This is a genomic window from Sedimentitalea sp. XS_ASV28, assembly GCF_041224545.1.
In the GTDB taxonomy this organism is placed as follows: domain Bacteria; phylum Pseudomonadota; class Alphaproteobacteria; order Rhodobacterales; family Rhodobacteraceae; genus Sedimentitalea.
This window is the reverse complement of the sequence record NZ_JBGFGP010000104.1, coordinates 43,373-65,175: the sequence shown is the minus strand read 5'-3', so window position 1 is coordinate 65,175 and position 21,803 is coordinate 43,373. Positions and strand designations below refer to the sequence as shown.

The following is a 21,803-nucleotide window of genomic DNA, read 5'->3' as shown; positions in this document are numbered from 1 at the left end:
CACGCGGTTGCGAGGCCATTTTCCGATTGCTAAGTCTATTTCATGCCCAATCGTATTGCGCTCTTTTCTCTGCTTGTCACCGACTATGACGAAGCCCTCGCATTCTTTTCGAAGATCGGCTTTGAGTGCCGCGAAGACACGGAACTGGGCAATGGAAAGAGGTGGGTCCGGATTGCGCCCCCAAACGGCGAAACCGAGATATTGCTCGCTCGTGCTGTAGGCGAACGTCAGACTGCTGCGATTGGCGAACAAGGGGGCGGGCGCGTCTGGCTGTTTCTGGAAACGGAGGATTTCGATGCGGACTATTCGCAGATGCGAAGTTTGGGCGTCCAATTCGAATCCAAGCCGCGCAACGAACCATATGGCCGCGTCGCAGTGTGGAAAGACCCTTGGGGGAACCGTTGGGATCTGATCGAGTTTGCACGGGCCGATCGCAGCGGCACCATCTGATTACAACGGCAGAGCATTTCGCAACCAACTTGAAACACTAAGACCCCCAACGCATTGAAGTCACTATTCCTCCGGCAGGATCAGTGAATCAGCTTTGTCGCAAGACGATTTTACCTGACTCTGCTTCGTCCTATGGATGGCGAGTCACCCACCCCGCGCTATCGCTTGTTCAAGAGAAGCCGATTTGCCCTACTCCACCGCCCGCAACTCCGAATTGATCACGATACGGATTTCATCGGACCCCATGGGCACAAAGGCACCCATGTTCCAATCCGAGCGCTTGATGTTGGCCACGGCGGTGACGCCCAGCCATGTGCCGGAAAAATACTTGAAATAGCGGCCGACCGGATGTTCGCCCAAGGCGTGGACGGTGACGTCGAATTCGGCTTCTTTGGTCACGTCCTTGATGGTCAAATCGCCCTTGACCTTGAGCTTCATGGGCGCGACCTGCCGGAAAGACGTCGAGTTGAAGCTGATCAGCGGGTATTTCTCCAGATCGAAGAACGTGTCGCTCCACAGATCTTTGTTGAACCGCTCTACCCCGGTTTCCATGCTGTCCACGGGAATGGTGAAGAACGCCGTCGAATCGGGCACGGAGTTCAGCGAGAAGGTCAGCGAACCGTCCACTTCGGTGAATTCAAGCGATTGCTCGGAGAACCCGGAATGGTCCCAATAGACCCGCACCTCGGTATGTTGCGGGTCCACCGTCCAGGTTTCGGCCTGCGCCGTCATGGCCAAGCCGCTCGCGGCGAAAACGCACGCCGCCATCGTCTTTCTGATCATCAGTCCCTCCGGGCGTGGTTGCGCTGCCCTGGCAAAGCAAGGTTCACGCCCTTGGTGCCGGAGGGCAAGACCGCAGTTGAAAAATGTTGCGGACCGCCATGGGGGTCCGCAACGCGCTCATGGCTCAGTTGGCGTCGCCGGACCCGGCCGCCTGTGCTTCTAGCGAGATTTCAATGTCGACCTCATCGCCCACGAAAGGCGTAAACTTGCCAAGGTTATAGTCCGAGCGCAGCAGCTGCACGGTGGCGTCGAACCCGGCCCAGGGCTTGTTCTGCATCGGGTGCATGCTCGCCTGGTTCAGCTTGGCGTCCAGCACGATTTCCTTGGTCACGCCGTTCAGGGTAAGATCGCCGGTGATCAGCGCAGTGTCCTCGCCGGTGACTTCGATGCCGGTGGACACGAAGCTTACCATTTCATCATCGCTCGCGTCGAAGAAATCGGGCGACATCAGGTGTTCGAACCGCTCTTGCCATCCGGTCAGCATTGACTTGACCGGCATCGAGACCTCAACGCTCGATGCCTCGGGATTCTCGGCGTCGAAAATGATCGTGCCCTCGAAACCCGAGAACATGCCCGCGGTGGTGGAATACCCCAGGTGATCGTATTTGAAGAGTATCTGGCTGTGACCCGAGTCAAGCGTGTACTCAACGGGTTCGGCGGCAACGGCGGTGGCCGCAATTCCAAGCGCGGCGGCGAAAAGAACGGATTTCATGGGATTGGTTTTCCTCTCTGTGGTCTCTGCGTTCGATCTATCATACCTAGTGGGTCGCGGGCCAAAACCAATCCCGGAAAACTCCACAGAATCTGTGAATGGGCGAACAGTCGCGCACCGACCCGGCAACTGATCTGCCGCCCGCCCGAGCACCGTCGGCGACTTGGGCTTGCCCCGCTGGCAGATCCGTGTATACGGAGCGCTCCTTTCGCACTCATCTGAACCGCGCAGTCTCTCGTGGCGGGGCCGCGAAAGGATATTGGCCCCACCTTTGAAATGCGCCTTGAAACAAGAACAGGAGTCAACATGCCACTCTATGAGCATGTCATGATTGCGCGTCAGGATCTGTCCAACACGCAAGCTGAAGGCCTTATCGAACATTTCGGTGCGGTCCTGTCCGACAACGGCGGCAAGCTGGTCGATCAGGAGTACTGGGGCGTCAAGACGATGGCCTACAAGATCAACAAGAACCGCAAGGGCCATTATGCTTTCCTGCGCACCGATGCACCGGCACCGGCCGTCCAGGAAATGGAACGCCTGATGCGCCTGCATGACGACGTGATGCGTGTGCTGACCATCAAGGTTGACGAGCACAAGGAAGGCCCGTCGGTCCAGATGCAGAAACGCGACGAACGCGACAACCGTCGCGAACGCCGTTGATCCACAGCTTGAGAAAAGGACTGTAAACCATGGCAGCCAAACCGTTTTTCCGCCGTCGCAAAGTCTGCCCCTTCTCGGGCGACAATGCTCCCGCCATCGACTACAAGGACACTCGCCTGCTGCAGCGTTATATCAGCGAGCGCGGCAAGATCGTCCCCAGCCGTATCACCGCCGTCTCGGCCAAGAAGCAGCGTGAACTCGCCCGCGCCATCAAGCGTGCCCGCTTCCTCGCCCTGCTGCCCTACGCCGTCAAGTAAGGAGAAAGCACATGCAAGTCATCCTTCTGGAACGTGTTGCCAAGCTGGGCCAAATGGGCGACGTCGTCGACGTCAAGCCGGGCTATGCGCGCAACTACCTGCTGCTGCAGAAAAAGGCGCTGACCGCCAGCAAAGCGAATATCGCCGCCTTTGAAGAACAGAAAGCGCAGCTCGAAGCACGCAACCTCGAGACACGCAAAGAGGCGGAAGCCCTCGGCGAAAAACTCGACGGTCAGCAGTTCATCGTGATTCGCTCGGCCTCCGATGGCGGCAACCTCTATGGCTCGGTCACGCCCCGTGACGCCGCAGATGCCGCAACCGAGGCCGGCTTTACGATCGACCGCAAGCAAGTGCTGATCCGCATCCCGATCAAGGCCCTGGGCCTGCACGAGGTCGAAGTGCACCTGCACCCGGAAGTCGACGTCCGGATCAAGCTGAACGTTGCCCGCTCGCCCGAAGAGGCCGAGCTTCAGGCTTCGGGCAAGTCGATCCAGGAACTTGCCGCCGAGGAAGAAGCCGAAGCGGAATTCGAAATCGCCGAACTGTTCGACGATATCGGATCAGCCGCATCGGACGACGATGCCATCGCGGAAGCCGCCGGTGTTGAACCCGCCAGCGACGATTCCGAGGACGACGCGTCCAAGAGCTGATCCGGCCTCGGACTCGCAAATACATCCGGAACCGCGCGGAGCCCCTGCTCCGCGCGGTTCTTTTATTGTCGGACCCCGATTGAACCGGACTAGCGCGGCCTGCGCGCCAGGATCATCCAGACAGCGTTCGCCCCGATCATGATCAGGCCGCCCAGTTCCAGTATCCAGTTCATCCTGACATTGCTGATCTGCGCGCTGATGAGCGCGTCAAAATGGTGAAACCCGACGGCGCGCACCGCAATGAACGCCAGCAGAAAGATCAGGCCCAGCACCATGAGCCAAATCTGCCCGAGGTGCCCCCACATGATCCAGATCAGGAAAATGCCAAAGCCAAGGCAGTACAGCAACAGCACCAGAATGAAGCCCACTTGCACGGCACGCCGGTCCTCGTACCAGCCCTGCAATTGCGCCAGACAACGCGCGCCGGCGGTCAATGCCGACTGGAGGTCCAGTTGCTTGTTCACCATCAGCAGAGCCAGCAGCAGCGTCAGCCCATAGCCGAACAGCCTGAGCCGTCGCGCGGGCTCTCCACGAAAGGCCAGCGCGCATAACAGGGCCGTGACACCATAGGCCACAACCGTGACCCAGCCCATCACGCTCGGATCGCCGATGGTCGGCGACCAGTTGTCGCCCAGACACTGCAACACAGCGGACATCATCTGTGATCAGCCCTCGTTGGCCGAAACATCGCCAAACCCGCCGCCAGCGGTCAGCGGCGCCATGCGGATCAGACGCGAATCCGCAACTGCGGCCTGCCGATGAACCATGGCCGCACGGTATTCCGCATCCTTCAGCATTTCGAGAAACGCGCCCGGTTGCGGATATTCGGCGATGAAACACAGGTCCCACTGTTCGTCCTGCGGTCCGATGACCACCTGCTCCAGAGACCCGCGCCATACGATGCGTCCGCCCACCCGTGCAAAGACCGGGGCGCTCAGACGGCCATAGCTGGCATAGGCCTCCCGGCCGCTTGCCACGCTGCCATCCTCGTATTCTGCCTGCGCGCGCAGCCGCACGAGGTTCAGCATATGCACCGGCCCCTCGCGATCGTTGGCCTTGAATGCTTCGTAATCCTCTCGCGCAAATCCCAGGTATGGCATTGGCTGTCCTCTTTTCTGATCGGGTGCAGATTGGCCCGCGCAGCGCTTCGGGACAAGACCGGCATCGGCAATCCGCCGCGCAAAATACGCCTCCGGACGGTACACCGCTTGCCGCAGGTCATCGGATAGATAGATTGCCAGCCGGATCAACAACCGGATTCTCAGAGAGATGCCAATACTGTCCCGCCGTCGCACGCTGGCCGGGCTCGCCATGTTCCTTGCTACGGGCGCATGTGCCACCGTCCCCGAACCCACGACCCCTGCCGGCCCGCCACTTTACCCGAATGAAACCCCTGAATTGCGCGCGCTGATCAACAAATATGCCGATCTGTACGACATTCCGCGCCCGCTGGTGCATCGCCTCGCGATCCGCGAGAGCACCCATAGGCCCGAGGCAATAAACCGCCCCTATTACGGCCTGCTCCAGATCCTTCCCGACACCGCGCGGTCGATGGGGTTCGACGGCAAACCCAGGGATCTGCTCGATGCCGAGACCAATCTGAAATACGCAGGAAAATACCTGCGTGGCGCGTGGCTGCTTTCAGATGGCAGCTATGACAACGCGGTCAAGCACTATTCGCGCGGCTATTGGTACGAGGCCAAGCGGCGCGGGATGCTGGTTGAGACCGGGCTGGTTCAGCCCTGATCCCAAGCTCCTTCAGCGCGCCGTACGCTGCCCAAGCCGCACGACATCCGGTGTCGGATGTCAACGCATTGCGCTTACGGCGCGCGCATTCCCCCAAAAAATAAGGGCCGCCACATGGGCGACCCCTGGCATCCGGCCTCTGGACCGGATTATTCGTTTTCCATGGCCTCGACGGCCTTTTGCAGATCGTCCTTGCCCACCTCTTTGTCGGTGATGCTGGCCAGTTCGAATACATAATCCACGACCTTGTCTTCGAACAACGGTGCGCGAAGCTGCTGCTGCATCTGCTGGTTCTGCTGCACGAATTCAAAGAACTGGCGTTCCTGTCCGGGATACTGGCGGGCCTGGTTCATGATGGCTTGCGTCATCTCGGCATCGCTGACCTCGACCTCGGCCTTCTGGCCCAACTCGGCCAGCAGCAAACCCAGGCGCACGCGGCGTTCGGCCAGCTTGGTGTGCTCGTCGGTGGTTTCGATCTCGGGGTGATCATGCCCCTGCACGTCGGGGTTTTCCTCGTGCCACAGCTGATGGGCAATCTGCTTGGCTTCGGCCTCGACAAGGCTCGGCGGCAGATCGAAGGTCACGATCTCGTCCAGCGCGTCCAGCAGGCCGCGCTTCATCACCGCGCGTGCGGCACCGGCATACTCGGCCTCAAGACGTTCGCCGATCTGGCTTTTCAGCGCGGCGAGGTCTTCGGCACCGAATTTCTTGGCCAGTTCATCGTCGATTTCCGCGGCAACCGGTTCCTTCACTTCCTTGATGGTGCAGGTAAAGACCGCTTCCTTGCCCGCCAGGTGCGACGCCTGATAGTCTTCGGGGAAGCTGACGGTCACGTCCTTTTCCTCTTCGGCCTTCACGCCGACCAGTTGCTCTTCAAAGCCCGGGATGAAGCTGTTGGAGCCCAGAACCAGCGGATAGTCCTCGGCCGAACCGCCTTCGAAGGCCTCGCCGTCGACCTTGCCGACAAAATCGAGAACCACCTGATCGCCGTCCTTGGCCTTGCTGCCCTTGCGGCGGGCTTTGAAATCCTGCGCGGTTTCGGCCAGGTTGGTCAGCGCTTCGTCGATCGCCGCCTCGTCCGCCTTGACGACGAGCTTTTCAAGGGAAATCGACTTCAGATCGACGTCCGGGATCTCGGGCAGCGCCTCATAGGACATCTCGACCTGAACGTCGTCGCCTTCCTTCCAGTCTTCGTTGGTCATCTTGACATCGGGCTGCATGGCCGGACGATCACCGGTCTCTTCAAAGTGCTTGTTCATTGCACCGTCGATGCTTTCCTGCATCGCTTCGCCCATCAGGCGCTGGCCGAACTGCTTTTTCAAAAGCGGCATCGGCACCTTGCCCTTGCGAAAGCCCTTCATCTCGACTTCCGGCTGCGCCTCGGTCAGTTTTTCATTGACCTTCTCGTCCAGCTCGGCGGCGGTGACGGTGATCGCGTAGCCGCGCTTCAGACCTTCTTTCAGCGTCTCGGTGACCTGCATCGTGTTTCCCCATAGGTTCCGGCGTGCGCCCCGCGCACCCTTGCGAATTTGGGGCCTTCTATTGGTCGGGCGGCTGCGGCGCAAGAGGCATTCAGGCGCGAAGCCCCGCCAGCGGTGGATATCAACGAAAAACGCGCCCCGCAGGGCGCGTTTCCGGTTGTCTTGTCATCCGGTTGGCGGATCAGAACTTCCAGCGGGCGCCGAAGATCACCGAGGAGGCATCCTGATAGCTCGCCGCCGGTTCCGTCAGATCGTAATCCCGATAGCCAAGATAAGCCTGCACATTATAGGCATCGAAGCTCTGCACAATGCCGACGCCGAACGAGTCGGCCTCGGCACCATCCACGCTCCGGTCACGACCATCGTAATAGTCGATCGACACGGCGGTCTTGCCAACGCTCAGCCAGTCGGCCTGATAGCCGAGCTTGCCATAGGTATAGGACCCGTGGTCGGAGCGATCCCCTGCCGCCAGCGTCACGCTGACACCGGATGCGTGCAGCATGCTGACGGAACCGATCGTGTCATCATACTTTTCGACATTCTCTGCCGGCCGGGTTTCGGAATAGCCGAGCGCACCCTCGATCCTGAAATCGCCGACGGTGTTCTTGTAGCGCAGCGCGATTGCGGTTGTTTCCAGCTCGCTGTCCTCGGCCAGGATCTCTTCGCCCCAGGAAATCGACAGGGTGAAATTCGCGAAACTGGGCGTGTCGTACCGCACACGGCCAAGACGCGCCCCGTCAAAATCACTGAACGAGCCGCCGATACGACGATCCGACAAGACACCGGCGCTGTCACGGAACAGGAACGAACCTGCGGTATCCGGGATCGACACATAGGTGGCCAGCGATGTGCCCGACAGGTCAACCTCGGCGACGCCATCGGTCGACATGCTGCCCTGACCGGCAAAGAACGCACCGTAGCGGTCGGTCTTGTAGCTGAAATCCACCTTGCGGATGCTGGTACGCTGCCAGTTGGCCCCCTTGGGGGTAAAGTTCTGCGACAGCCCTCCGGACGGGCGCAGGCCGAGAGCGGTTTCAAAGTTGAACGCAAACTCGCTCGCACCGTAGTTCTGGCGCACCCACAGGCCGACGCGGCTGTTGGAGGCAGAGTTATCGACAACGTCAGAGGTGGTTTCCTCACCGTCGTCAAACGACAGGTATGCCGGATCGAACTGACCATAGAGCAGCACGCTGCCGCCATTGCCATTCTCATATTTCATCTCTGCAGCGGCGGTTGTCGCCAACGGCAAAAGGGACGCGATGGTCAGGTTACGGATTGTGGAGTGCATATCAAATCTCGCTGATGTCCAGTGGGGCTTGTCGTGCCGTCCGGCCGGCGAAGGATCAGGGCAGTTCACGACGTCCCTGAATCGGCACCAGACCGGACGGGTTCGTACTGTCACTATCACAGGCGGATTGCTCGCGCAAAACGTGTGGCGCGTGGTCGCACCCGCAAAACGTAAACCGCACAGCGCGCCACAAGGTTACTTGAACAGCCCGTCGAATTGCGTGCGAAGCAGGTTCTTCTGTACCTTGCCCATCGTGTTGCGCGGCAATTCCGGCAGCACGATCAACTTGCGCGGATGCTTGAACCGGGCGAGCGACTGTGCCGCGGCGGCCATGATCGCCTCGGGATCAGGCGTAGTGCCGGGTTCGGCCACCAGAACGCCCACGACGGTTTCGCCGAAATCCGGATGCGGCACACCGATCACCGCGCTTTCCAGCACTCCGGGCTGATCGTCCAGCACCAGTTCGATTTCCTTGGGATAGATATTATAGCCACCGGAAATGATCAGGTCCTTGTTGCGACCGACGATCTGGACATAGCCGCGCTCGTCGATCATCCCGAGGTCGCCGGTGATGAAAAACCCGTCTTCGCGCAGTTCTTCGCGCGTCTTCTCCGGCATTTGCCAATAGCCCTTGAACACGTTGGGGCCGCGCACCTCGATCTGGCCGACCTCGCCATCGGGCAGGGTCCTGCCGCTGCCGGGGTCCGTGATCTTGAGTTCGACGCCCGGCAACGGAAAGCCGACCGTCCCGGCGCGGCGCTCGCCGTCATAGGGGTTGGAGGTGTTCATGTTGGTCTCGGTCATGCCATAACGCTCAAGAATGCGGTGGCCCGTGCGCGCCTCGAACCGGGCATGGGTTTCGGCCAGCAAGGGCGCACTGCCCGATACGAACAGGCGCATGTGCTGCACCAGTTCCCGATCGAACCTGTCATCGCCCAACAGGCGCGTATAGAATGTCGGAACCCCCATCATCGACGTTGCACGCGGCAGATCGGCAATGATCTGGTCAAGATCGAACCGGGGCAGGAAAATCATCGAGCCACCCGCAATCAGGGTGATGTTGGTCGCCACGAACAGCCCGTGCGTGTGAAAGATCGGCAGCGCGTGCAGCAGCACGTCCCCGGAACCGAACCGCCAGTAATCGGCCAGCACCTCGGCATTGGACAGCAGGTTGGTCTGGGTCAGCATGGCCCCTTTGGACCGGCCTGTGGTGCCGGACGTATAGAGAAAGGCCGCGAGATCACCGGCTGCGCGCGGCACCGTGTCAAAGACTGCCGGCTTGTCCTCTGTCTTGTCAGACAATGTGCCGGTGCCGTCGGCGTTCAGGGTTTCCAGCACGGCCCCCGCCGCCTCGGCAACCGGGCCAAGCGCATCCACCCTGGACCCGTCACAGATCAGAACCCGCGCACCGCTGTTCGCGACAAAATAGCTGACCTCCTCCGCCGTGTAGGCGGTATTGAGCGGCAGGAAGATGATCCCCGCCTGTGCGCAGGCGGCATAGACGGCCAGCGCCTCGGGCGATTTCTCGATCTGTACCGCCAGCCGGTCGCCGGGTTGCGCCCCGAGTTCCACGAAGACATGGGCAAAGCGGGCCACCTGCTCGAGAAACGCGCCGTGGGTTATCGTGCGCCCGTCCGGCAGGTGCAAAAAAACCGTGTCCTGCCCGACATAGCGCCCGAACAACGTGTCAAAGAGTGGATTTGCCATGATGTTATGTCCTCACGAACTCGGTTTCCGGGCTGCCTGCGCCAGGGCGGTCACCTCGGGCGACGCGGCAATGGTCTGTTTGCTGGCATAGCGCTCATGGTTCTGGGTAATCAAGGACAGGTCATAGAGATAGTTGACCATCGCCCCGCCGGACTGGGACAGCCCGTTCTCCGACATATCCGCCCCCGCATGGACCGCGTGGACCAGCGCCCCGTTTCCAAGATGGAATCGCGCCACCGGATCATACGGCGCACCATCGTCACGTTTGGCATGCAACAGGTAATACGCCGCGCGCTGCCTTTGCCGTTCGGGTGTGTCGTCGCGCAGATCGCCCTCCTCTTCCTGCGCCCAACGGGTCAGACCCGGAATCGGCGAGAGGGTCACAAAGGTCCGAAGCCCGGGCAATTCACGCGACAGGTCCGCCACCACCTGCTTGATCAGCGAATTGCCGAATGAAATCCCGGCAAGCCCGTCCTGACAGTTCGAGATGGAATAGAACACCGCCGTATCCGCTTCTTCGGCGCGGATGGTTTCACGCTTGTCGCTGAGAAGTGTCTGAACCGAAGACGCAATGCCGCGGGTCAGCGCCACCTCGACAAAGATCAGCGGTTCGCTGGGCATGGTGGGATGAAAGAACGCGAAACAGCGGCGATCCGCAGGCTGGACCCTTCGGCGCAGTTCCTGCCAACTGCCGATCTCGTGAACCGCTTCATAGGCGATGATCTTTTCGAGGATCTCCGCCGGGCTTTCCCAGTTGATCGGACGCAACACGAGAAAACCCCGGTTGAACCAGGACGAGAAGAGATGGCGAAAGTCGAGATCGACCGTGCCGAACTCGGGCGCATCCCGCATCAGGCGCAGCAGGTCCTTGCGCATTTCGACGAGCCTGCCCGTGGCTCCTGGCACCTGGTTGAGCCGTCGGGCAAGCTCCTGACGCCGGGCCTCGGATGCCGTGAGAAATGCACGATAGGTCGATTTCGTGGGAGCGGCCTCATAAGCGGCGAGCGCGTCACGCACCGCTTGCGCGTCGATACCGAGCCGTGTCGTCAGAAAGCCGAAGAACGCGCGCTTATCCGCGTCGTCCATCTCTGCATAACGATCCAGGATATGACGCGCCAGGATCATGCCCGACACCTCGCCGGAACTGCCCAGCAACGCATCGCACAGCTCTTGCATGCTGCGCCCGCTCCGATCCGGCTCGGTCGCCCGGCTGTAGCGCCGCGCGAATACCGTGTTCATCAGGTCCGATAACAGGCTCATCCCCACGCTCCCATCAAGACACCTGGCCAAGGATGTGCCCGTTCCTGAATCGGGGAGCGCCCTTGACCACGCGCTGCAACCTCCGGATTTCAGGATTCAAAGTCAAGCTTTTTGTATACAATAATTGAAGAACGGGATACAATATATGGCAAGGAGAGTTTGTGATGGACATTCGACGCGCTGATCTGATCGCTGACGAACTGGAAAAGCTGATATTCACCGGTGCCTTCGACGATGGCGACAGGCTTGACGAAATTCGTCTGTCACAACAGTTCGGCGTGTCCCGAACCCCGGTTCGCGAGGCTCTGCAACGTCTGGTCGCGTCCGGGCTGGCGGTGCAAATGCCGCGGCGCGGGGTCTTTGTTGCACAGCCCGGCCCCGTCGAGTTGATGGAAATGTTCGAAACCATGGCCGAGATCGAAGCGGTTTGCGCACGGCTCGCCGCGATGCGAATCTGCGACGACGCCCTCGCAGAACTGGAAAAGATCAATCAGGAGTGCCAACGCGCGTTGCGTGCCGACGATACCGATGGCTACTACCATGAAAACGAACGGTTTCATCAGGCCATATATCGGCAGACGGGGAATGCCTTTCTGGCAAACGAGGCTCTGCGGCTTCAGCATCGACTCAAACCGTATCGCCGCATTCAACTGCACCTGCGGGGACGCATGGCACACTCGATGGCCGAGCATGAAACCATCCTCGACGCGCTCAGGATCGGCGATCCAGCCGCCGCCGCAGACCGGATGCGCGCCCATGTTGCCGTTCAGGGGGAAAAGTTCCGACACCTCATGTCGAGCCTGAAACAGACCGGTTGAGCCCTCGGCTATCTTGGCCCCGGTTCGGCGACGTGCACAGGTGGTCCGCCCTTTTCGATCGCCGCCCCTGCCGCGAGCAGGATATCCTCTCGAAAGCGCCCGGCGATCAATTGAACGCCAACCGGAAGAGTGCCAACCTGTCCGGTCGCCACCGACAAGCCGGGCAGGCCCAGGGTCGGCAACGCCCGCTGTGTGAGTTGCGCCTCGAAGATGCGTCTGAAATCGGCCTCCGAGCGGACGTCGCTTTGCTGTTCGAACGGCAGTTCACCCGAAACCGGGCAGAGCAGGACCGGATAGCGCGCCAGAAATGTCTCCCATGCACGGATCAGTCCGGCGCGGCTTTGCAGGGCCGTCATCACCCGCTCCAGATCGGGCTCCCCCGCGTCGGCGCGCATCTGTCGCGTCACGAACACCGCATCCGCATCGCCTTCCCTGGCAACGAGATCGTCGGCCGCGAACTGGTGCTCGGCCATCCACAGGATAGCATTGATCCGGGCGGCATCGCGCATCGGCGGACACGCGACCTCGTCAACTGTCCAGCCCTCGGCCCTCAGCCGATCCGCCGCATCCAGCAGGGCGGCGCTCACCGCGTCGTCGACCGCCATGCCATCGGGCGCCACGCTCAGTGCGACGCGCTTGTCGAACGCGCCCTGTGCCAGCGGGGCGACTGTCTGCCACGGATCGCGCGGGTCGCGTTGCGCCATGGCCTCCAGCGACAGACCGATATCCGCGATACTGCGCGCCAGCGGCCCGGACACCGCCATGATCTGCGCCCCGATGAAGCGATCCCCGCCCGTCGTATTATGCGCCGGCACCCGTCCGAGACTCGGCCGCAGCCCGTGCACACCGCACGCATAGGCGGGATAGCGAACCGAGCCCGCGATGTCGGTACCATGCCCGATCGCGCACAACCCCGCGGCCACCGCCGCGCCGGCGCCGCCGGATGACCCGCCGGGGGTGACCGATGGGTCGCGCGGGTTCAGGGTCTGGCCATGCAGATCGTTCCGCGTGAACCAGCGCAGCGAAAAGGCCGGTGTGTTGGTGCGTCCGACGATCACCGCGCCCGCCTTGCGCAGGTTTGACACCACGGGATTGTCTTCATTGGCGATCAGCCCCTTCTGCAACTTCAGCCCGTTGGTCGTCGCATGGCCGCGCTGGTCGACATTGACCTTGATCGTCACCGGCACACCGCCCATCGGCCCCGGATCCTCGCCCCGGGCGATCTGCGCATCGATCTGCCGCGCCGCGTCGAGCGTTTCATCGTGAAAGCTGTCGACCACCGCGTTGATGTGCGGATTCACGGAGTCGGCCCGCGCCAGATGCGCCTGTGCAACCTCGGTTGCGGAAATCTGTTTATCGCGAATCGCCCGCGCAATTTCGGATGCTGTCCACGCCCAGATCTGTGTCATGTCCACCTCATCGTTTTGTGCGGAGCGTGCCGGAGAAGGTGCCCTTTTGGCAATGGCCCGTCTGCGGATGCCGACGCAACGCGCAAACCGCAGAGCGTGTGCCGCGTCAGTTGGACACATCCCATGGGAGAAAAAACCCCATAGAAACAGCTGCAAACGACGATTTTTTGCAACGGATCGCCAACATCGTCACATTCTGGCCAATTTTATATTCCAACTTTGAGAAGTTAAGTTAACACTTTTTTAACAAATGCAATCGGGGTTTGCAGGTCATGGTATCCAATAAAGAGTACGCTTTTTTCGCACCCGGCGAGATGGCCGCCGAACTCCCCATCGCCAATGTTCCCGCATGGCCCGACGGCGGCAAAGAATCCTGTCTTTGTGTGTTTCTCGAAGATATCGACGTGATCGACGGCGTCTGTCGCCGTCAAACCCTGAGCAGGGCAAGCGATCTCATTACCGGCGACGAGTACAGGTTTCCCGACGTGAAGCAGGAAAGCTGTGCAAAGATAAGGCTCGTGGGGGAAGAAGCGATCGTGCAGTTGCAGGCCCATGTCGAAGTCGGGCGGGCCACGGTGCGGGCGCGGCGCACCCATAGCGTCACGCTGATGTCTGACACTGCCCATGTCGTGCAGGCCGTCGTGCTTGAGACAACCGCCAACCGCGTGATCCTCGCCCTGCGCGACAAGGTCGTGTCGGGTGAGACCTATGCCCTGATCGCAGTGATTCCGACGCTGGTCCGCTGACGCAAAACGACCACTCCACGCAAACCCGGCATCGCCATCAAAGGCAGGGCAGCTACGCGATCTGTTCGGCCGGAACGACCTCGGCGGCCCAGTCCAGCAGCGCCGTCATGGTCCCTGGCAGGCATAGCTCCAGTCCCTGGGCAAAGTCGCGGAATTGCGCATGGTTGGTCGGGTTCACTGCGGTCAGCACGGGAATACCCGCGAGCATCGCCTCGGCGATCAATGGCCGGAACCCGCGCCCGTCCGCTTCGTGCTTGCCGAATTTGTTGACGATCAACACCTGCGGCAGCCGCCCCGACGCCGCGTCCAGCGATTGTGCCACATGGCCCACCGCCTGCTCCAGCGCATCGGGGTTCAACCGGCATCCGCGCGCCCCCGCGCCAAGGGATTGCGAAATCCGGAACACCGGTCCATCCGGCATCACGCGCACATCCATGTCGCAAAGGTGGCTGTCCGAACAGGTGGTGTTGGATTGTACGACACCGCCGACGCGCACCCCGCGAGCGATCAGACGATCCGCGAAATCCGAAAGCAGGATGTCGGTCTGCCCGCGCGCCATGGTTCTGATATAGGCCAATGTCATCGGAAAGCTCCCCCGTTCCGTCCACCCGATGTGGTGCCGGAAATCGCGGGCACGAGCAAGAGCGGTTTTGCACGGAAGGAGTCAGAGGTCGCGAATATTGCGCTCCATAAGACGCTGGAAGAAACCCGGCGACAGGCTGTTGAGCCACCACGAGAGCCGCGCAATGCGTCCCACCGGGATAAGCGGCGCACCGCTGTCCAGTCCGCGCAGGATGACATCCGCCGCCTGATCGGCGCTCATGAGATCGAGCCCATCCGCCGCCGCGCCGGGCCGCGATGTGCCATCGGCGCAAAGCTGCGGATTGCCGATATTCGTCGCGACAAACGAGGGCGCGGCGATCTGGCATCGCACCCCGTGCAGCGCCTCTTCCGAGCGCAGCGATTTGAAGAAACCTTCAAGCGCGTGCTTGGACGCGGCGTAGGCCGTGCGATGAAACAGCGGCGCGAATCCGGCAACTGACGAGATGGCCAGATGGGTTCCCCCGGCTGCCCGCACCGCCTGAAGCAATGCCCCGGCAAGAGCCGTTGCCGAAAAGTAGTTGACCTCGAACACCTTGCGATGCGTCGCGTCCCGAAGGTCGGCAAAGGCGCCGATCTGGGTAATTCCCGCGCTGTAGATCACGAGGTCGATACATGGATGCCGCTGCCGTATCCGGTCAGCGGCGGCGGCAAGCTGATCACGATCCGTCAGGTCGCAGGCAACCGGCACCTGGCGCTCGGTTTCGACCAGATCGCCCACATCGAGATCGAGCAGGAAGGTCCGGTATCCGCGCGCCTGCAACCGGTCTGCCAACGCTCGGCCCAGACCGCCTGCGCCACCGGAAATGACGGCTGTCTTCATAGTCCGGCCGCCTGTTTCCAGAGATCGAAAACCTCGCGACTGCTCTTTTGCGGGATATATCCGAAATCGGCCTTCAGCGCGGTATTGGCCAGCACCGGGCGATATTGCAGAAAGCGCACCTGCTCGGGGCCATAACCGCTCAGCCCCAGCGGGTGGGCGATGGCCAATACCGCGCGCAGAGCCACCGCCGGCAGGCAGAGCACAGGCTTGCCGAGCACCTCTGCCAGATCGGAGATCCCCATCACCCCGTCCCCGGCCACGTTAAAGACGCCCGCCGGACCATCGGTCGCCGCACGTTCCAGGATACGCGCCAGATCCTCGGTCCAGATAAAGACGAAGGGGCTGTCGCTGCCTCTGATGGCGAGCAGGCGGGGTTTGCGAAACAGCGCGGTAATCTGGTTGTCGGTGCCCGCGCCAAGCACCGTTCCGACACGCAGTACCACCTGTTCGAGGCCCGGCGCATTGGAGCGGGCCTGCGCAAGCATCTCCTCGACCAGCCGCTTGTGATAGGCATAGGGAAAGGCGGTATTGCCGCGCAATGGATCACTCTCGCGCAAAGGCACGGGGTTGTCCGCATGATAGCCATATGCGGCACCCGACGACGTCACCACCAGCCGCCGCACCCCGTGTTCGAGCGCCGCCTGCAACACGTTGCGGCTTCCCGTGACATCGACCGCATAGGCCGTGTCACGGGGCATCCCCCTGGCGGGCGTCACGATCGAGGCCAGGTGCACGATCACATCCGGTCGGTGCCGCGCGACAACAGCCGCCGCATCCGGGCCTGTCACGTCCAGACGCTCGAACGGGATCGTCGCCGGCAGGTCGGGTGCCGGCGCCAGATCGGTCGCGACGATTTCATGCGTTTGCCGCGTGGCCAGCGCCCGCAGCAGCGCCCGCCCGATCATGCCGGAGGCGCCGGTGATCAGGATGCGGGGCATCGGGCGGCCTCCGTCCGACCGAGCAGCGCGGCGAGCGCCAGCCCTGAAATTGCGTGCCATATGCCCCAGAACGCCGCCACCACGGCCATGCCGCCAAGCCCGCCGAAAAATCCGAAGATCAACACCAGCCCGAGCCCGGAGTTCTGGATACCCGTTTCGATCGTGATGGCCCTCCGGTCAAAGGAGGAAACCCCCGCGAGTGTCGCGCAGCCATAGCCCGCCGCCAGCGCAATCGCGTTGTGCAGGATGACCAGGACCGCGACCGCTCCGGCGTATTGCAGAAAAAACGTCCAGTTCGCCGCAAGCGCCAGCAGGACGAAGGCGATGAAAATGCCGAACGAGATCCATTGCAGCATCGGCCGGATCCGTGCCGCGATATCCGGACGTCGGCTGTTCAGCGTAACGCCAAGCACCAGCGGCAGGATCAGCATGAAACCGACGGTGATCGCCACGCTGAGCGGATCGATCTCGGTGCGCTGCAGTATCTCGCGGGTCGGCGCATAGAGGCTGCCCCAGAATGCAATGTTGAAGGGCGTCACGAATACGGTCGCAACCGTGGCAAACGCCGTCAGCGACACGGACAACGCCGCATTGCCACCGGCCCTGTGGGTGATGAAATTCGAGATATTGCCCCCCGGACACGCCGCAATGAGGATCAGGCCAAGCGCGATGGAGGGGCGCGGTTGCGTCAGCAGCACAAGGCAATAGGTCAGCGCCGGCAGGACGACGAATTGCGAGATCAGCCCGGTGATCAACGGCTTGGGTGCCTGCATGAGTCGATGAAAATCGGACGGGCGAAGGTCGATCGCGACCGAGAACATCACGATCGCCAGCACCGCGTTCAGCACCGTCAGGGAACCGGGGCTGAAATTCAGGACGATGTCGTCGATACCTGTCATGCCCCCTTCCCGCCCAGCGCCGTGATCCAGGCGTTGACCGCAGCCCGATAGGTCGTCTTGTCAACGTAATAGGCCATCCGCGCCACGTTCAGATAGGACATGCCACCGGTCACGCGGGTATAGCTATCGGCCTTTTCCGCCTGCAGCAGCCGGGCTTCGTTGCGCGCAAGACGCAGGCCGGCAATGTAGCGGGCAACCAGTTCGGCCTGTTCATGCCGCCCCTGCCAGCCAAGACCTGTCGCCTCGATCATGCCCAGCACGAACAGATCGTCACGCGTCGGGTGCATGGCATTGAGATAGAGGTGCGGCGCATCGCCCTGCCAGTTCAGCAGCGCGTCGTCGATGAACGGGTAATGCAGCCGGTAACCCGTCGCCGCGAGGATCATGTCATAATCGGCCCGGCTGCCATCGCGGAAGTGGACCGTATGCCCGTCGAGCCTGTCGATATCCGGACGGACGCGCAGATCGCCGTGACCCGCATGGTACAGAACCAGCGAATTCACGATCGGATGGCTTTCATACAGCTTGTGGTCCGGTTTGGGGAACCCGTATTTCTGCGGGTTGCCGACGAACCAGCCAAGGATCAGCGCATCGACCTTGCGCTTGAGCCATTTTGGCAGCCTGATGCCGCCGCCCACCGTGTCGGCGGGTTTGCCAAACACGTATTTCGGCACGAAATGATAGCCCCTGCGCATCGACAGGTCGCAGCTGATCCCATGATGGATCGCATCCACCGCTATGTCACAGCCGGAATTGCCGGCCCCGACCACCAGCACCCGTTTGCCATCGAACTGCGCAGCACTCCGGTACTCGGCGGCATGGATCAGTTCCCCGTCAAACGTGCCCGCAAAACACGGCCGGTTCGGCTCGGAGAGCGTGCCGTTGGCGATCAGCACGCCGGCATAGATCGCCTCATGCTCGCCGGTGTCATCGCGCCAGACCACGCGCCACCCCTCTCCGGTTTCGCCCAGAGGTTCGGTGCGCAGCACTTCGCTACCGAACCTGAAGTGTCGTCGCAGGTCGAAGTGACCGGCAAAGTCGCCGAAATACCGCTTCATCTCGCGATGGGACGGGTATTCCGCCACCTCGTCGCGCATCGGAAAGTCGGTGAACTCGGTCATCCGCCTCGATGAGATCAGATGCGCGCTCTCGTACATGGTGGATTTCGGGTTATCTATGTCCCAGAGCCCGCCCACATCCGAATGCAGCTCGAACCCCTGAAAGGCGATGCCCTGCTCGTGCAGGGTCTTGGCCGCGGCCAGCCCCATTGGCCCTGCGCCAATCAGGGCAAACTGTTCACGCGTATCTTTCATCCGTTCCCTCGCCGACGTCACCCCATTAACTTGAACAACCGTTCAATCTAAGGCAAGCTGATTTTATGGCGATTTCAGAAACCCGACGTCAACGTGCCCCGTCCGAACGGGCCATTCGAACCCGCGAACGCATCTTTGATGCGGCGGAAACCGTGTTTGCGGACAAGGGATTCGATGCCGCAACCCTACGCGACATTGCGGCTCTGGCAGGAACCCAGGTGGGGCTGGTTCATCACCACGGGGGTGGCAAGGCAGAGCTGTTTTGCCAGACGGTCAAACGGCGCGCCGATGATCTGTCAACCGAACGTATCGACCGGCTGACCGCCCGCAAATCCGCCGGGCCGATGACGGTGGAAGACCTGCTCGGATGCTTTGTCGGGCCATATCTGGACCGCGCGGCAAGCGGTGACGTGCAATGGCTGGCCTATGCACGACTCGTGGCGATCGCGTCGGCGGATTCGCGATGGCGCGATCTTGCTGCGGAGTGTTTCGACCCCACGGCCAACCGGTTCATCGACGAGTTCGCCAGCCTGTTTCCCGACGCGCGGCGCCCGGCGATTGCATCGGGATTTGTCTATTCCGTGTCCGCGATGCTGGCGCTGCTCACCTCGTCGTGGCGCATCGAGACGCTGGGCGCGACCGGTACAATCGGAGCGGATCATCAGGACGAACTGGTGCGTTTTTGCGCGGCCGGCATCCGGGCGATCCTGCAACATTGCTGAGAGTCGGGCCTGGACCGGTTCAGGCCGACAGCTGGCTCGCCTCGCGTGCAAGCGCTTCGATACCGGCCCAGTCACCCGCTTTCATCAGATCGGCGGGTGCGACCCAGCTGCCCCCCGCGCAGAGCACGTTGGACAGCGCCAGATAGCTTGCGGCATTGCCGGGGCTGACACCGCCGGTCGGACAGAAGGTGATCTGCGGCAATGGCGCACCGATGCCCTTGAGCGCAGGCGCACCGCCAGAGGCTTCGGCGGGAAAGAACTTGAGCATGTCATACCCGCGCTCAAGCAGCATCATCGCCTCGGTCGCGGTTGCCGCGCCCGGCAGCGTCGGCAGATCCTCGGCCTCGCAGGCATCGAGCAGGGTCGGCGTCGCGCCCGGAGAGACGCCGAACCGCGCCCCTGCTTCGCACGCGGCGCGCACGTCCTGCGGCGTAACGAGGGTTCCCGCACCGACAATGCCTCCGGGAACCTCGGACATGATCCGGATTGCTTCAAGCGCGACGGGCGTGCGCAGCGTGACCTCAAGCGCGGGAAGGCCGCCCGCCACCAGCGCCTCGGCAAGCGGGCGGGCGTGGGCGACATCGTGAACGACAATCACAGGAACGATGGGCGCGCGGGCACAGATTTCGCGGGTACGCCGGCTCGCGTCCCGGGGTGAGAGAGTCATGGCTCATACTCCGAAAATGGTTGCGCCGCTGTCTGCGGAACAGACGGCACGGCGGAAATTGGCAAAAAGTTCGCGCCCCAGACCCGCCTCGTTCGCGGAAAGATCCGCTTGCGCGGCGGGCCGGTCAAGAACACCCTCGGTCAGGATTTCAAGCGCCCCGCTCTCGGCGTCGACGCGCAGGATATCACCATCCTGCAACCGTGCAATCGAGCCCCCGTCCAGCGCCTCGGGGCTGACATGGATCGCCGCCGGAACCTTGCCCGACGCACCCGACATGCGCCCGTCCGTCACAAGCGCGACCCGGATACCCTTGCCCTGAAGGATGGAGAGCAACGGGGTCAGGCTGTGCAATTCGGGCATGCCGTTGGCCTTCGGCCCCTGGAAGCGCACGACAACGATCGTGTCCTCCATGAACTCACCGGCCTTGAACGCCGCCTTGACCGCATCCTGATCGTGAAACACCCGCACCGGTGCCTCGACCGTGCGATGTTCCGGCGCAACCGCAGAGATTTTCATCACCGCCGTCCCCAGATTGCCGGCCAGCCGTTTCAACCCGCCATTGGCCTGGAACGGATCGGATACGGGGCGCAGTATCTTGTCATTCAGCGAGGTGCCGCTGCCCTGTTCCCAAGTCAGGAGGCCGTCCTTCAACCGCGGTTCCTCGGTATAATGCGCCAGCCCGTCGCCGGCGACCGTGCGGGTGTCCGGATGCAGAAGACCCGAGTCGAGCAGATCTCCGATCATGTAGCCAAGGCCGCCCGCCGCATGAAAATGGTTCACATCCGCCAGGCCGTTCGGATAGACGCGCGCCATCAGCGGCACGACCTCGGAGAGATCCGAAAAATCTTCCCAATCCAGAATGATCCCCCCGGCACGCGCCATCGCCACCAGATGAATGAGCAGATTGGTCGATCCACCGGTGGCGTGCAGTCCGACGATCCCGTTCACGAATGCGCGTTCGGTCAGGATATCAAACACCGGCGTGTAATTGTTGCCCAGCGCGCTGAGCGACAGGGCGCGCTGTGCCCCCGCAACGGTCAGCGCGTCGCGCAATTCCGTATTCGGATTGACAAAGCTCGACCCCGGCAGGTGCAGGCCCATGAATTCCATCAACATCTGGTTGGTGTTGGCGGTGCCGTAAAAGGTGCAGGTGCCCGGCCCGTGATACGCCGCCATCTCTGCCGCCATCAGCGCATCGCGCCCCACCTCGCCGGCGGCAAATTTCTGGCGCACCCTGGCCTTTTCATCGTTGGGCAGCCCCGAGGTCATCGGCCCCGCCGGCAGGAACACGATGGGGATGTGGCCAAACGCCTGCGCCGCGATCACCAGCCCGGGAACGATCTTGTCGCAGACACCCAGGAAGACCGCCGCGTCATAGGTGTTGTGGCTCATCGCGACCCCGGCCGCGAGCGCGATCACGTCGCGGGAAAACAGGCTGAGCTCCATGCCCACCTCACCCTGCGTGACACCATCGCACATTGCCGGAACCCCGCCCGCAACCTGCGCGGTTCCGCCGACCTTGCGCGCCGCCGCACGGATCAGCTCGGGATAGCGCTCGAACGGCTGATGGGCCGACAGCATGTCGTTATAGGCGGTAACAATCCCAAGGTTGCCGCCGGTTCCGGTGGCCAGCGCCTGCTGATCAGGCCCGGCGCCGGCAAAAGCATGTGCCTGACCGCTGCATGACAGGTGCGCGCGGGCCGGGCCCTTGTCGGCGGCGCTGCGCATGCGATCCAGATACCGGCCCCGCGTCTCGTTGCTGCGCGCGACGATCCGGTCCGTGACTTCCGCGATTTTGGAATGTAAAACCATGAGAGCGCTTTCTCTTTCAAGTCTGGTCGCGTTTCGATCCCCGCACATGCGATCGGCGGCGC

General features: G+C 62.1%; 24 protein-coding genes. 8 read left to right on the top strand and 16 right to left on the bottom strand.

Annotation, left to right across the window (positions count from 1 at the left end; translation table 11 throughout):
* The first annotated feature begins 42 nt into the window (after positions 1-42).
* The gene (locus tag AB9K34_RS06440; protein WP_369953593.1) at positions 43-450 is read left to right on the top strand and encodes a VOC family protein; all 408 of its coding nucleotides are present in this window, start codon (positions 43-45) and stop codon (positions 448-450) included.
* A gap of 189 nt (positions 451-639) precedes the next feature.
* Here the strand turns inward: AB9K34_RS06440 and AB9K34_RS06435 are convergent, their stop codons facing one another.
* Both AB9K34_RS06435 and AB9K34_RS06430 read right to left on the bottom strand, forming a co-directional pair.
* Positions 640-1,233, bottom strand: a complete 594-nt coding sequence (locus tag AB9K34_RS06435; RefSeq protein WP_369953592.1) for a YceI family protein — start codon at positions 1,231-1,233, stop codon at positions 640-642.
* Between the two features lie 124 nt (positions 1,234-1,357).
* On the bottom strand, positions 1,358-1,945 hold the full coding sequence (locus AB9K34_RS06430) for a YceI family protein (protein ID WP_369953591.1): 588 nt from the start codon (positions 1,943-1,945) through the stop codon (positions 1,358-1,360).
* A gap of 306 nt (positions 1,946-2,251) precedes the next feature.
* Here AB9K34_RS06430 and rpsF point away from each other — a divergent pair, with 306 nt between their 5' ends.
* Genes rpsF through rplI form a run of 3 tightly spaced genes read left to right on the top strand, consistent with a single transcriptional unit; the run spans position 2,252 to position 3,512 of the window.
* Positions 2,252-2,605 carry a 30S ribosomal protein S6 gene (gene rpsF, locus AB9K34_RS06425; RefSeq protein WP_369953590.1) on the top strand — a complete coding sequence of 118 codons (354 nt, stop codon included), beginning with the start codon at positions 2,252-2,254 and terminating at the stop codon, positions 2,603-2,605.
* A gap of 29 nt (positions 2,606-2,634) precedes the next feature.
* The gene (rpsR, locus tag AB9K34_RS06420) at positions 2,635-2,862 is read left to right on the top strand and encodes a 30S ribosomal protein S18 (RefSeq protein WP_005852865.1); all 228 of its coding nucleotides are present in this window, start codon (positions 2,635-2,637) and stop codon (positions 2,860-2,862) included.
* 11 nt (positions 2,863-2,873) lie between these two features.
* Positions 2,874-3,512, top strand: coding sequence for a 50S ribosomal protein L9 (gene rplI, locus AB9K34_RS06415; protein WP_369953589.1), 639 nt, complete (start codon positions 2,874-2,876; stop codon positions 3,510-3,512).
* Positions 3,513-3,601: 89 nt separating this feature from the next.
* On the opposite strand, the gene AB9K34_RS06410 is transcribed toward rplI, so the two are convergent.
* Both AB9K34_RS06410 and AB9K34_RS06405 read right to left on the bottom strand, forming a co-directional pair.
* Entirely contained in the window at positions 3,602-4,171 is a 570-nt protein-coding gene (locus AB9K34_RS06410) for an isopropylmalate isomerase (RefSeq protein ID WP_369953588.1), read from the bottom strand.
* 6 nt (positions 4,172-4,177) lie between these two features.
* Entirely contained in the window at positions 4,178-4,612 is a 435-nt protein-coding gene (locus AB9K34_RS06405) for a DUF1330 domain-containing protein (protein ID WP_369953587.1), read from the bottom strand.
* 169 nt (positions 4,613-4,781) lie between these two features.
* Here AB9K34_RS06405 and AB9K34_RS06400 point away from each other — a divergent pair, with 169 nt between their 5' ends.
* Complete coding sequence (locus AB9K34_RS06400) at positions 4,782-5,258, top strand: transglycosylase SLT domain-containing protein (RefSeq protein ID WP_369953586.1); 477 nt, start codon at positions 4,782-4,784, stop codon at positions 5,256-5,258.
* A gap of 149 nt (positions 5,259-5,407) precedes the next feature.
* Here the strand turns inward: AB9K34_RS06400 and tig are convergent, their stop codons facing one another.
* The 4 genes from tig to AB9K34_RS06380 all read right to left on the bottom strand — a co-directional run bounded on the left by tig (position 5,408) and on the right by AB9K34_RS06380 (position 10,994).
* On the bottom strand, positions 5,408-6,739 hold the full coding sequence (tig, locus tag AB9K34_RS06395) for a trigger factor (RefSeq protein ID WP_369953585.1): 1,332 nt from the start codon (positions 6,737-6,739) through the stop codon (positions 5,408-5,410).
* A 181-nt stretch (positions 6,740-6,920) separates the two neighbouring features.
* Positions 6,921-8,027, bottom strand: coding sequence for a porin (locus AB9K34_RS06390; RefSeq protein ID WP_369953584.1), 1,107 nt, complete (start codon positions 8,025-8,027; stop codon positions 6,921-6,923).
* A 195-nt stretch (positions 8,028-8,222) separates the two neighbouring features.
* Positions 8,223-9,734, bottom strand: a complete 1,512-nt coding sequence (locus AB9K34_RS06385; protein WP_369953583.1) for a malonyl-CoA synthase — start codon at positions 9,732-9,734, stop codon at positions 8,223-8,225.
* Between the two features lie 12 nt (positions 9,735-9,746).
* The gene (locus AB9K34_RS06380) at positions 9,747-10,994 is read right to left on the bottom strand and encodes a malonyl-CoA decarboxylase (RefSeq protein ID WP_369953582.1); all 1,248 of its coding nucleotides are present in this window, start codon (positions 10,992-10,994) and stop codon (positions 9,747-9,749) included.
* 164 nt (positions 10,995-11,158) lie between these two features.
* Here AB9K34_RS06380 and AB9K34_RS06375 point away from each other — a divergent pair, with 164 nt between their 5' ends.
* Entirely contained in the window at positions 11,159-11,812 is a 654-nt protein-coding gene (locus AB9K34_RS06375) for a GntR family transcriptional regulator (protein ID WP_369953581.1), read from the top strand.
* An 8-nt stretch (positions 11,813-11,820) separates the two neighbouring features.
* On the opposite strand, the gene AB9K34_RS06370 is transcribed toward AB9K34_RS06375, so the two are convergent.
* Complete coding sequence (locus AB9K34_RS06370; RefSeq protein WP_369953580.1) at positions 11,821-13,221, bottom strand: amidase family protein; 1,401 nt, start codon at positions 13,219-13,221, stop codon at positions 11,821-11,823.
* Between the two features lie 272 nt (positions 13,222-13,493).
* Here AB9K34_RS06370 and AB9K34_RS06365 point away from each other — a divergent pair, with 272 nt between their 5' ends.
* Positions 13,494-13,967, top strand: a complete 474-nt coding sequence (locus AB9K34_RS06365; RefSeq protein ID WP_369953579.1) for a hypothetical protein — start codon at positions 13,494-13,496, stop codon at positions 13,965-13,967.
* 52 nt (positions 13,968-14,019) lie between these two features.
* On the opposite strand, the gene AB9K34_RS06360 is transcribed toward AB9K34_RS06365, so the two are convergent.
* The 5 genes from AB9K34_RS06360 to AB9K34_RS06340 all read right to left on the bottom strand — a co-directional run bounded on the left by AB9K34_RS06360 (position 14,020) and on the right by AB9K34_RS06340 (position 18,540).
* Positions 14,020-14,550: a DUF2478 domain-containing protein gene (locus AB9K34_RS06360; RefSeq protein WP_369953578.1), complete on the bottom strand. Its 531-nt coding sequence runs from the start codon at positions 14,548-14,550 to the stop codon at positions 14,020-14,022.
* 81 nt (positions 14,551-14,631) lie between these two features.
* Positions 14,632-15,390 carry an SDR family NAD(P)-dependent oxidoreductase gene (locus tag AB9K34_RS06355; RefSeq protein WP_369953577.1) on the bottom strand — a complete coding sequence of 253 codons (759 nt, stop codon included), beginning with the start codon at positions 15,388-15,390 and terminating at the stop codon, positions 14,632-14,634.
* Positions 15,387-16,328 (bottom strand): SDR family oxidoreductase, encoded by a 942-nt coding sequence (locus AB9K34_RS06350; protein WP_369953576.1) that lies wholly within the window; start codon positions 16,326-16,328, stop codon positions 15,387-15,389. The genes AB9K34_RS06355 and AB9K34_RS06350 overlap by 4 nt, the downstream gene beginning before the upstream one ends.
* Positions 16,313-17,227, bottom strand: a complete 915-nt coding sequence (locus tag AB9K34_RS06345) for a bile acid:sodium symporter family protein (RefSeq protein ID WP_369953575.1) — start codon at positions 17,225-17,227, stop codon at positions 16,313-16,315. The genes AB9K34_RS06350 and AB9K34_RS06345 overlap by 16 nt, the downstream gene beginning before the upstream one ends.
* On the bottom strand, positions 17,224-18,540 hold the full coding sequence (locus tag AB9K34_RS06340) for a flavin-containing monooxygenase (RefSeq protein ID WP_369953574.1): 1,317 nt from the start codon (positions 18,538-18,540) through the stop codon (positions 17,224-17,226). Before AB9K34_RS06340 ends, AB9K34_RS06345 begins: the two co-directional genes overlap by 4 nt.
* Positions 18,541-18,605: 65 nt before the next feature.
* Between AB9K34_RS06340 and AB9K34_RS06335 the strand changes: the two genes are divergently transcribed.
* Positions 18,606-19,262 carry a TetR/AcrR family transcriptional regulator gene (locus AB9K34_RS06335; protein ID WP_369953573.1) on the top strand — a complete coding sequence of 219 codons (657 nt, stop codon included), beginning with the start codon at positions 18,606-18,608 and terminating at the stop codon, positions 19,260-19,262.
* A gap of 19 nt (positions 19,263-19,281) precedes the next feature.
* Here the strand turns inward: AB9K34_RS06335 and AB9K34_RS06330 are convergent, their stop codons facing one another.
* On the bottom strand, positions 19,282-19,929 hold the full coding sequence (locus AB9K34_RS06330; RefSeq protein WP_369953572.1) for a bifunctional 4-hydroxy-2-oxoglutarate aldolase/2-dehydro-3-deoxy-phosphogluconate aldolase: 648 nt from the start codon (positions 19,927-19,929) through the stop codon (positions 19,282-19,284).
* A gap of 3 nt (positions 19,930-19,932) precedes the next feature.
* Complete coding sequence (gene edd / locus AB9K34_RS06325) at positions 19,933-21,741, bottom strand: phosphogluconate dehydratase (RefSeq protein WP_369953571.1); 1,809 nt, start codon at positions 21,739-21,741, stop codon at positions 19,933-19,935.
* Positions 21,742-21,803 lie beyond the last annotated feature (62 nt).

Coding starts and splice junctions, on each gene's coding strand:
- AB9K34_RS06360 (WP_369953578.1), bottom strand. CDS start 14,550: ATGACATTGGCCTATATCAGAACCATGGCGCGCGGGCAGACCGACATC.
- AB9K34_RS06365 (WP_369953579.1), top strand. CDS start 13,494: ATGGTATCCAATAAAGAGTACGCTTTTTTCGCACCCGGCGAGATGGCC.
- AB9K34_RS06380 (WP_369953582.1), bottom strand. CDS start 10,994: ATGAGCCTGTTATCGGACCTGATGAACACGGTATTCGCGCGGCGCTAC.
- AB9K34_RS06430 (WP_369953591.1), bottom strand. CDS start 1,945: ATGAAATCCGTTCTTTTCGCCGCCGCGCTTGGAATTGCGGCCACCGCC.
- AB9K34_RS06405 (WP_369953587.1), bottom strand. CDS start 4,612: ATGCCATACCTGGGATTTGCGCGAGAGGATTACGAAGCATTCAAGGCC.
- AB9K34_RS06350 (WP_369953576.1), bottom strand. CDS start 16,328: ATGCCCCGCATCCTGATCACCGGCGCCTCCGGCATGATCGGGCGGGCG.
- AB9K34_RS06390 (WP_369953584.1), bottom strand. CDS start 8,027: ATGCACTCCACAATCCGTAACCTGACCATCGCGTCCCTTTTGCCGTTG.
- AB9K34_RS06385 (WP_369953583.1), bottom strand. CDS start 9,734: ATGGCAAATCCACTCTTTGACACGTTGTTCGGGCGCTATGTCGGGCAG.
- AB9K34_RS06335 (WP_369953573.1), top strand. CDS start 18,606: ATGGCGATTTCAGAAACCCGACGTCAACGTGCCCCGTCCGAACGGGCC.
- AB9K34_RS06370 (WP_369953580.1), bottom strand. CDS start 13,221: ATGACACAGATCTGGGCGTGGACAGCATCCGAAATTGCGCGGGCGATT.
- AB9K34_RS06340 (WP_369953574.1), bottom strand. CDS start 18,540: ATGAAAGATACGCGTGAACAGTTTGCCCTGATTGGCGCAGGGCCAATG.
- AB9K34_RS06440 (WP_369953593.1), top strand. CDS start 43: ATGCCCAATCGTATTGCGCTCTTTTCTCTGCTTGTCACCGACTATGAC.
- AB9K34_RS06330 (WP_369953572.1), bottom strand. CDS start 19,929: ATGACTCTCTCACCCCGGGACGCGAGCCGGCGTACCCGCGAAATCTGT.
- rplI (WP_369953589.1), top strand. CDS start 2,874: ATGCAAGTCATCCTTCTGGAACGTGTTGCCAAGCTGGGCCAAATGGGC.
- tig (WP_369953585.1), bottom strand. CDS start 6,739: ATGCAGGTCACCGAGACGCTGAAAGAAGGTCTGAAGCGCGGCTACGCG.
- AB9K34_RS06400 (WP_369953586.1), top strand. CDS start 4,782: ATGCCAATACTGTCCCGCCGTCGCACGCTGGCCGGGCTCGCCATGTTC.
- AB9K34_RS06355 (WP_369953577.1), bottom strand. CDS start 15,390: ATGAAGACAGCCGTCATTTCCGGTGGCGCAGGCGGTCTGGGCCGAGCG.
- rpsR (WP_005852865.1), top strand. CDS start 2,635: ATGGCAGCCAAACCGTTTTTCCGCCGTCGCAAAGTCTGCCCCTTCTCG.
- AB9K34_RS06435 (WP_369953592.1), bottom strand. CDS start 1,233: ATGATCAGAAAGACGATGGCGGCGTGCGTTTTCGCCGCGAGCGGCTTG.
- AB9K34_RS06375 (WP_369953581.1), top strand. CDS start 11,159: ATGGACATTCGACGCGCTGATCTGATCGCTGACGAACTGGAAAAGCTG.
- AB9K34_RS06345 (WP_369953575.1), bottom strand. CDS start 17,227: ATGACAGGTATCGACGACATCGTCCTGAATTTCAGCCCCGGTTCCCTG.
- edd (WP_369953571.1), bottom strand. CDS start 21,741: ATGGTTTTACATTCCAAAATCGCGGAAGTCACGGACCGGATCGTCGCG.
- AB9K34_RS06410 (WP_369953588.1), bottom strand. CDS start 4,171: ATGATGTCCGCTGTGTTGCAGTGTCTGGGCGACAACTGGTCGCCGACC.
- rpsF (WP_369953590.1), top strand. CDS start 2,252: ATGCCACTCTATGAGCATGTCATGATTGCGCGTCAGGATCTGTCCAAC.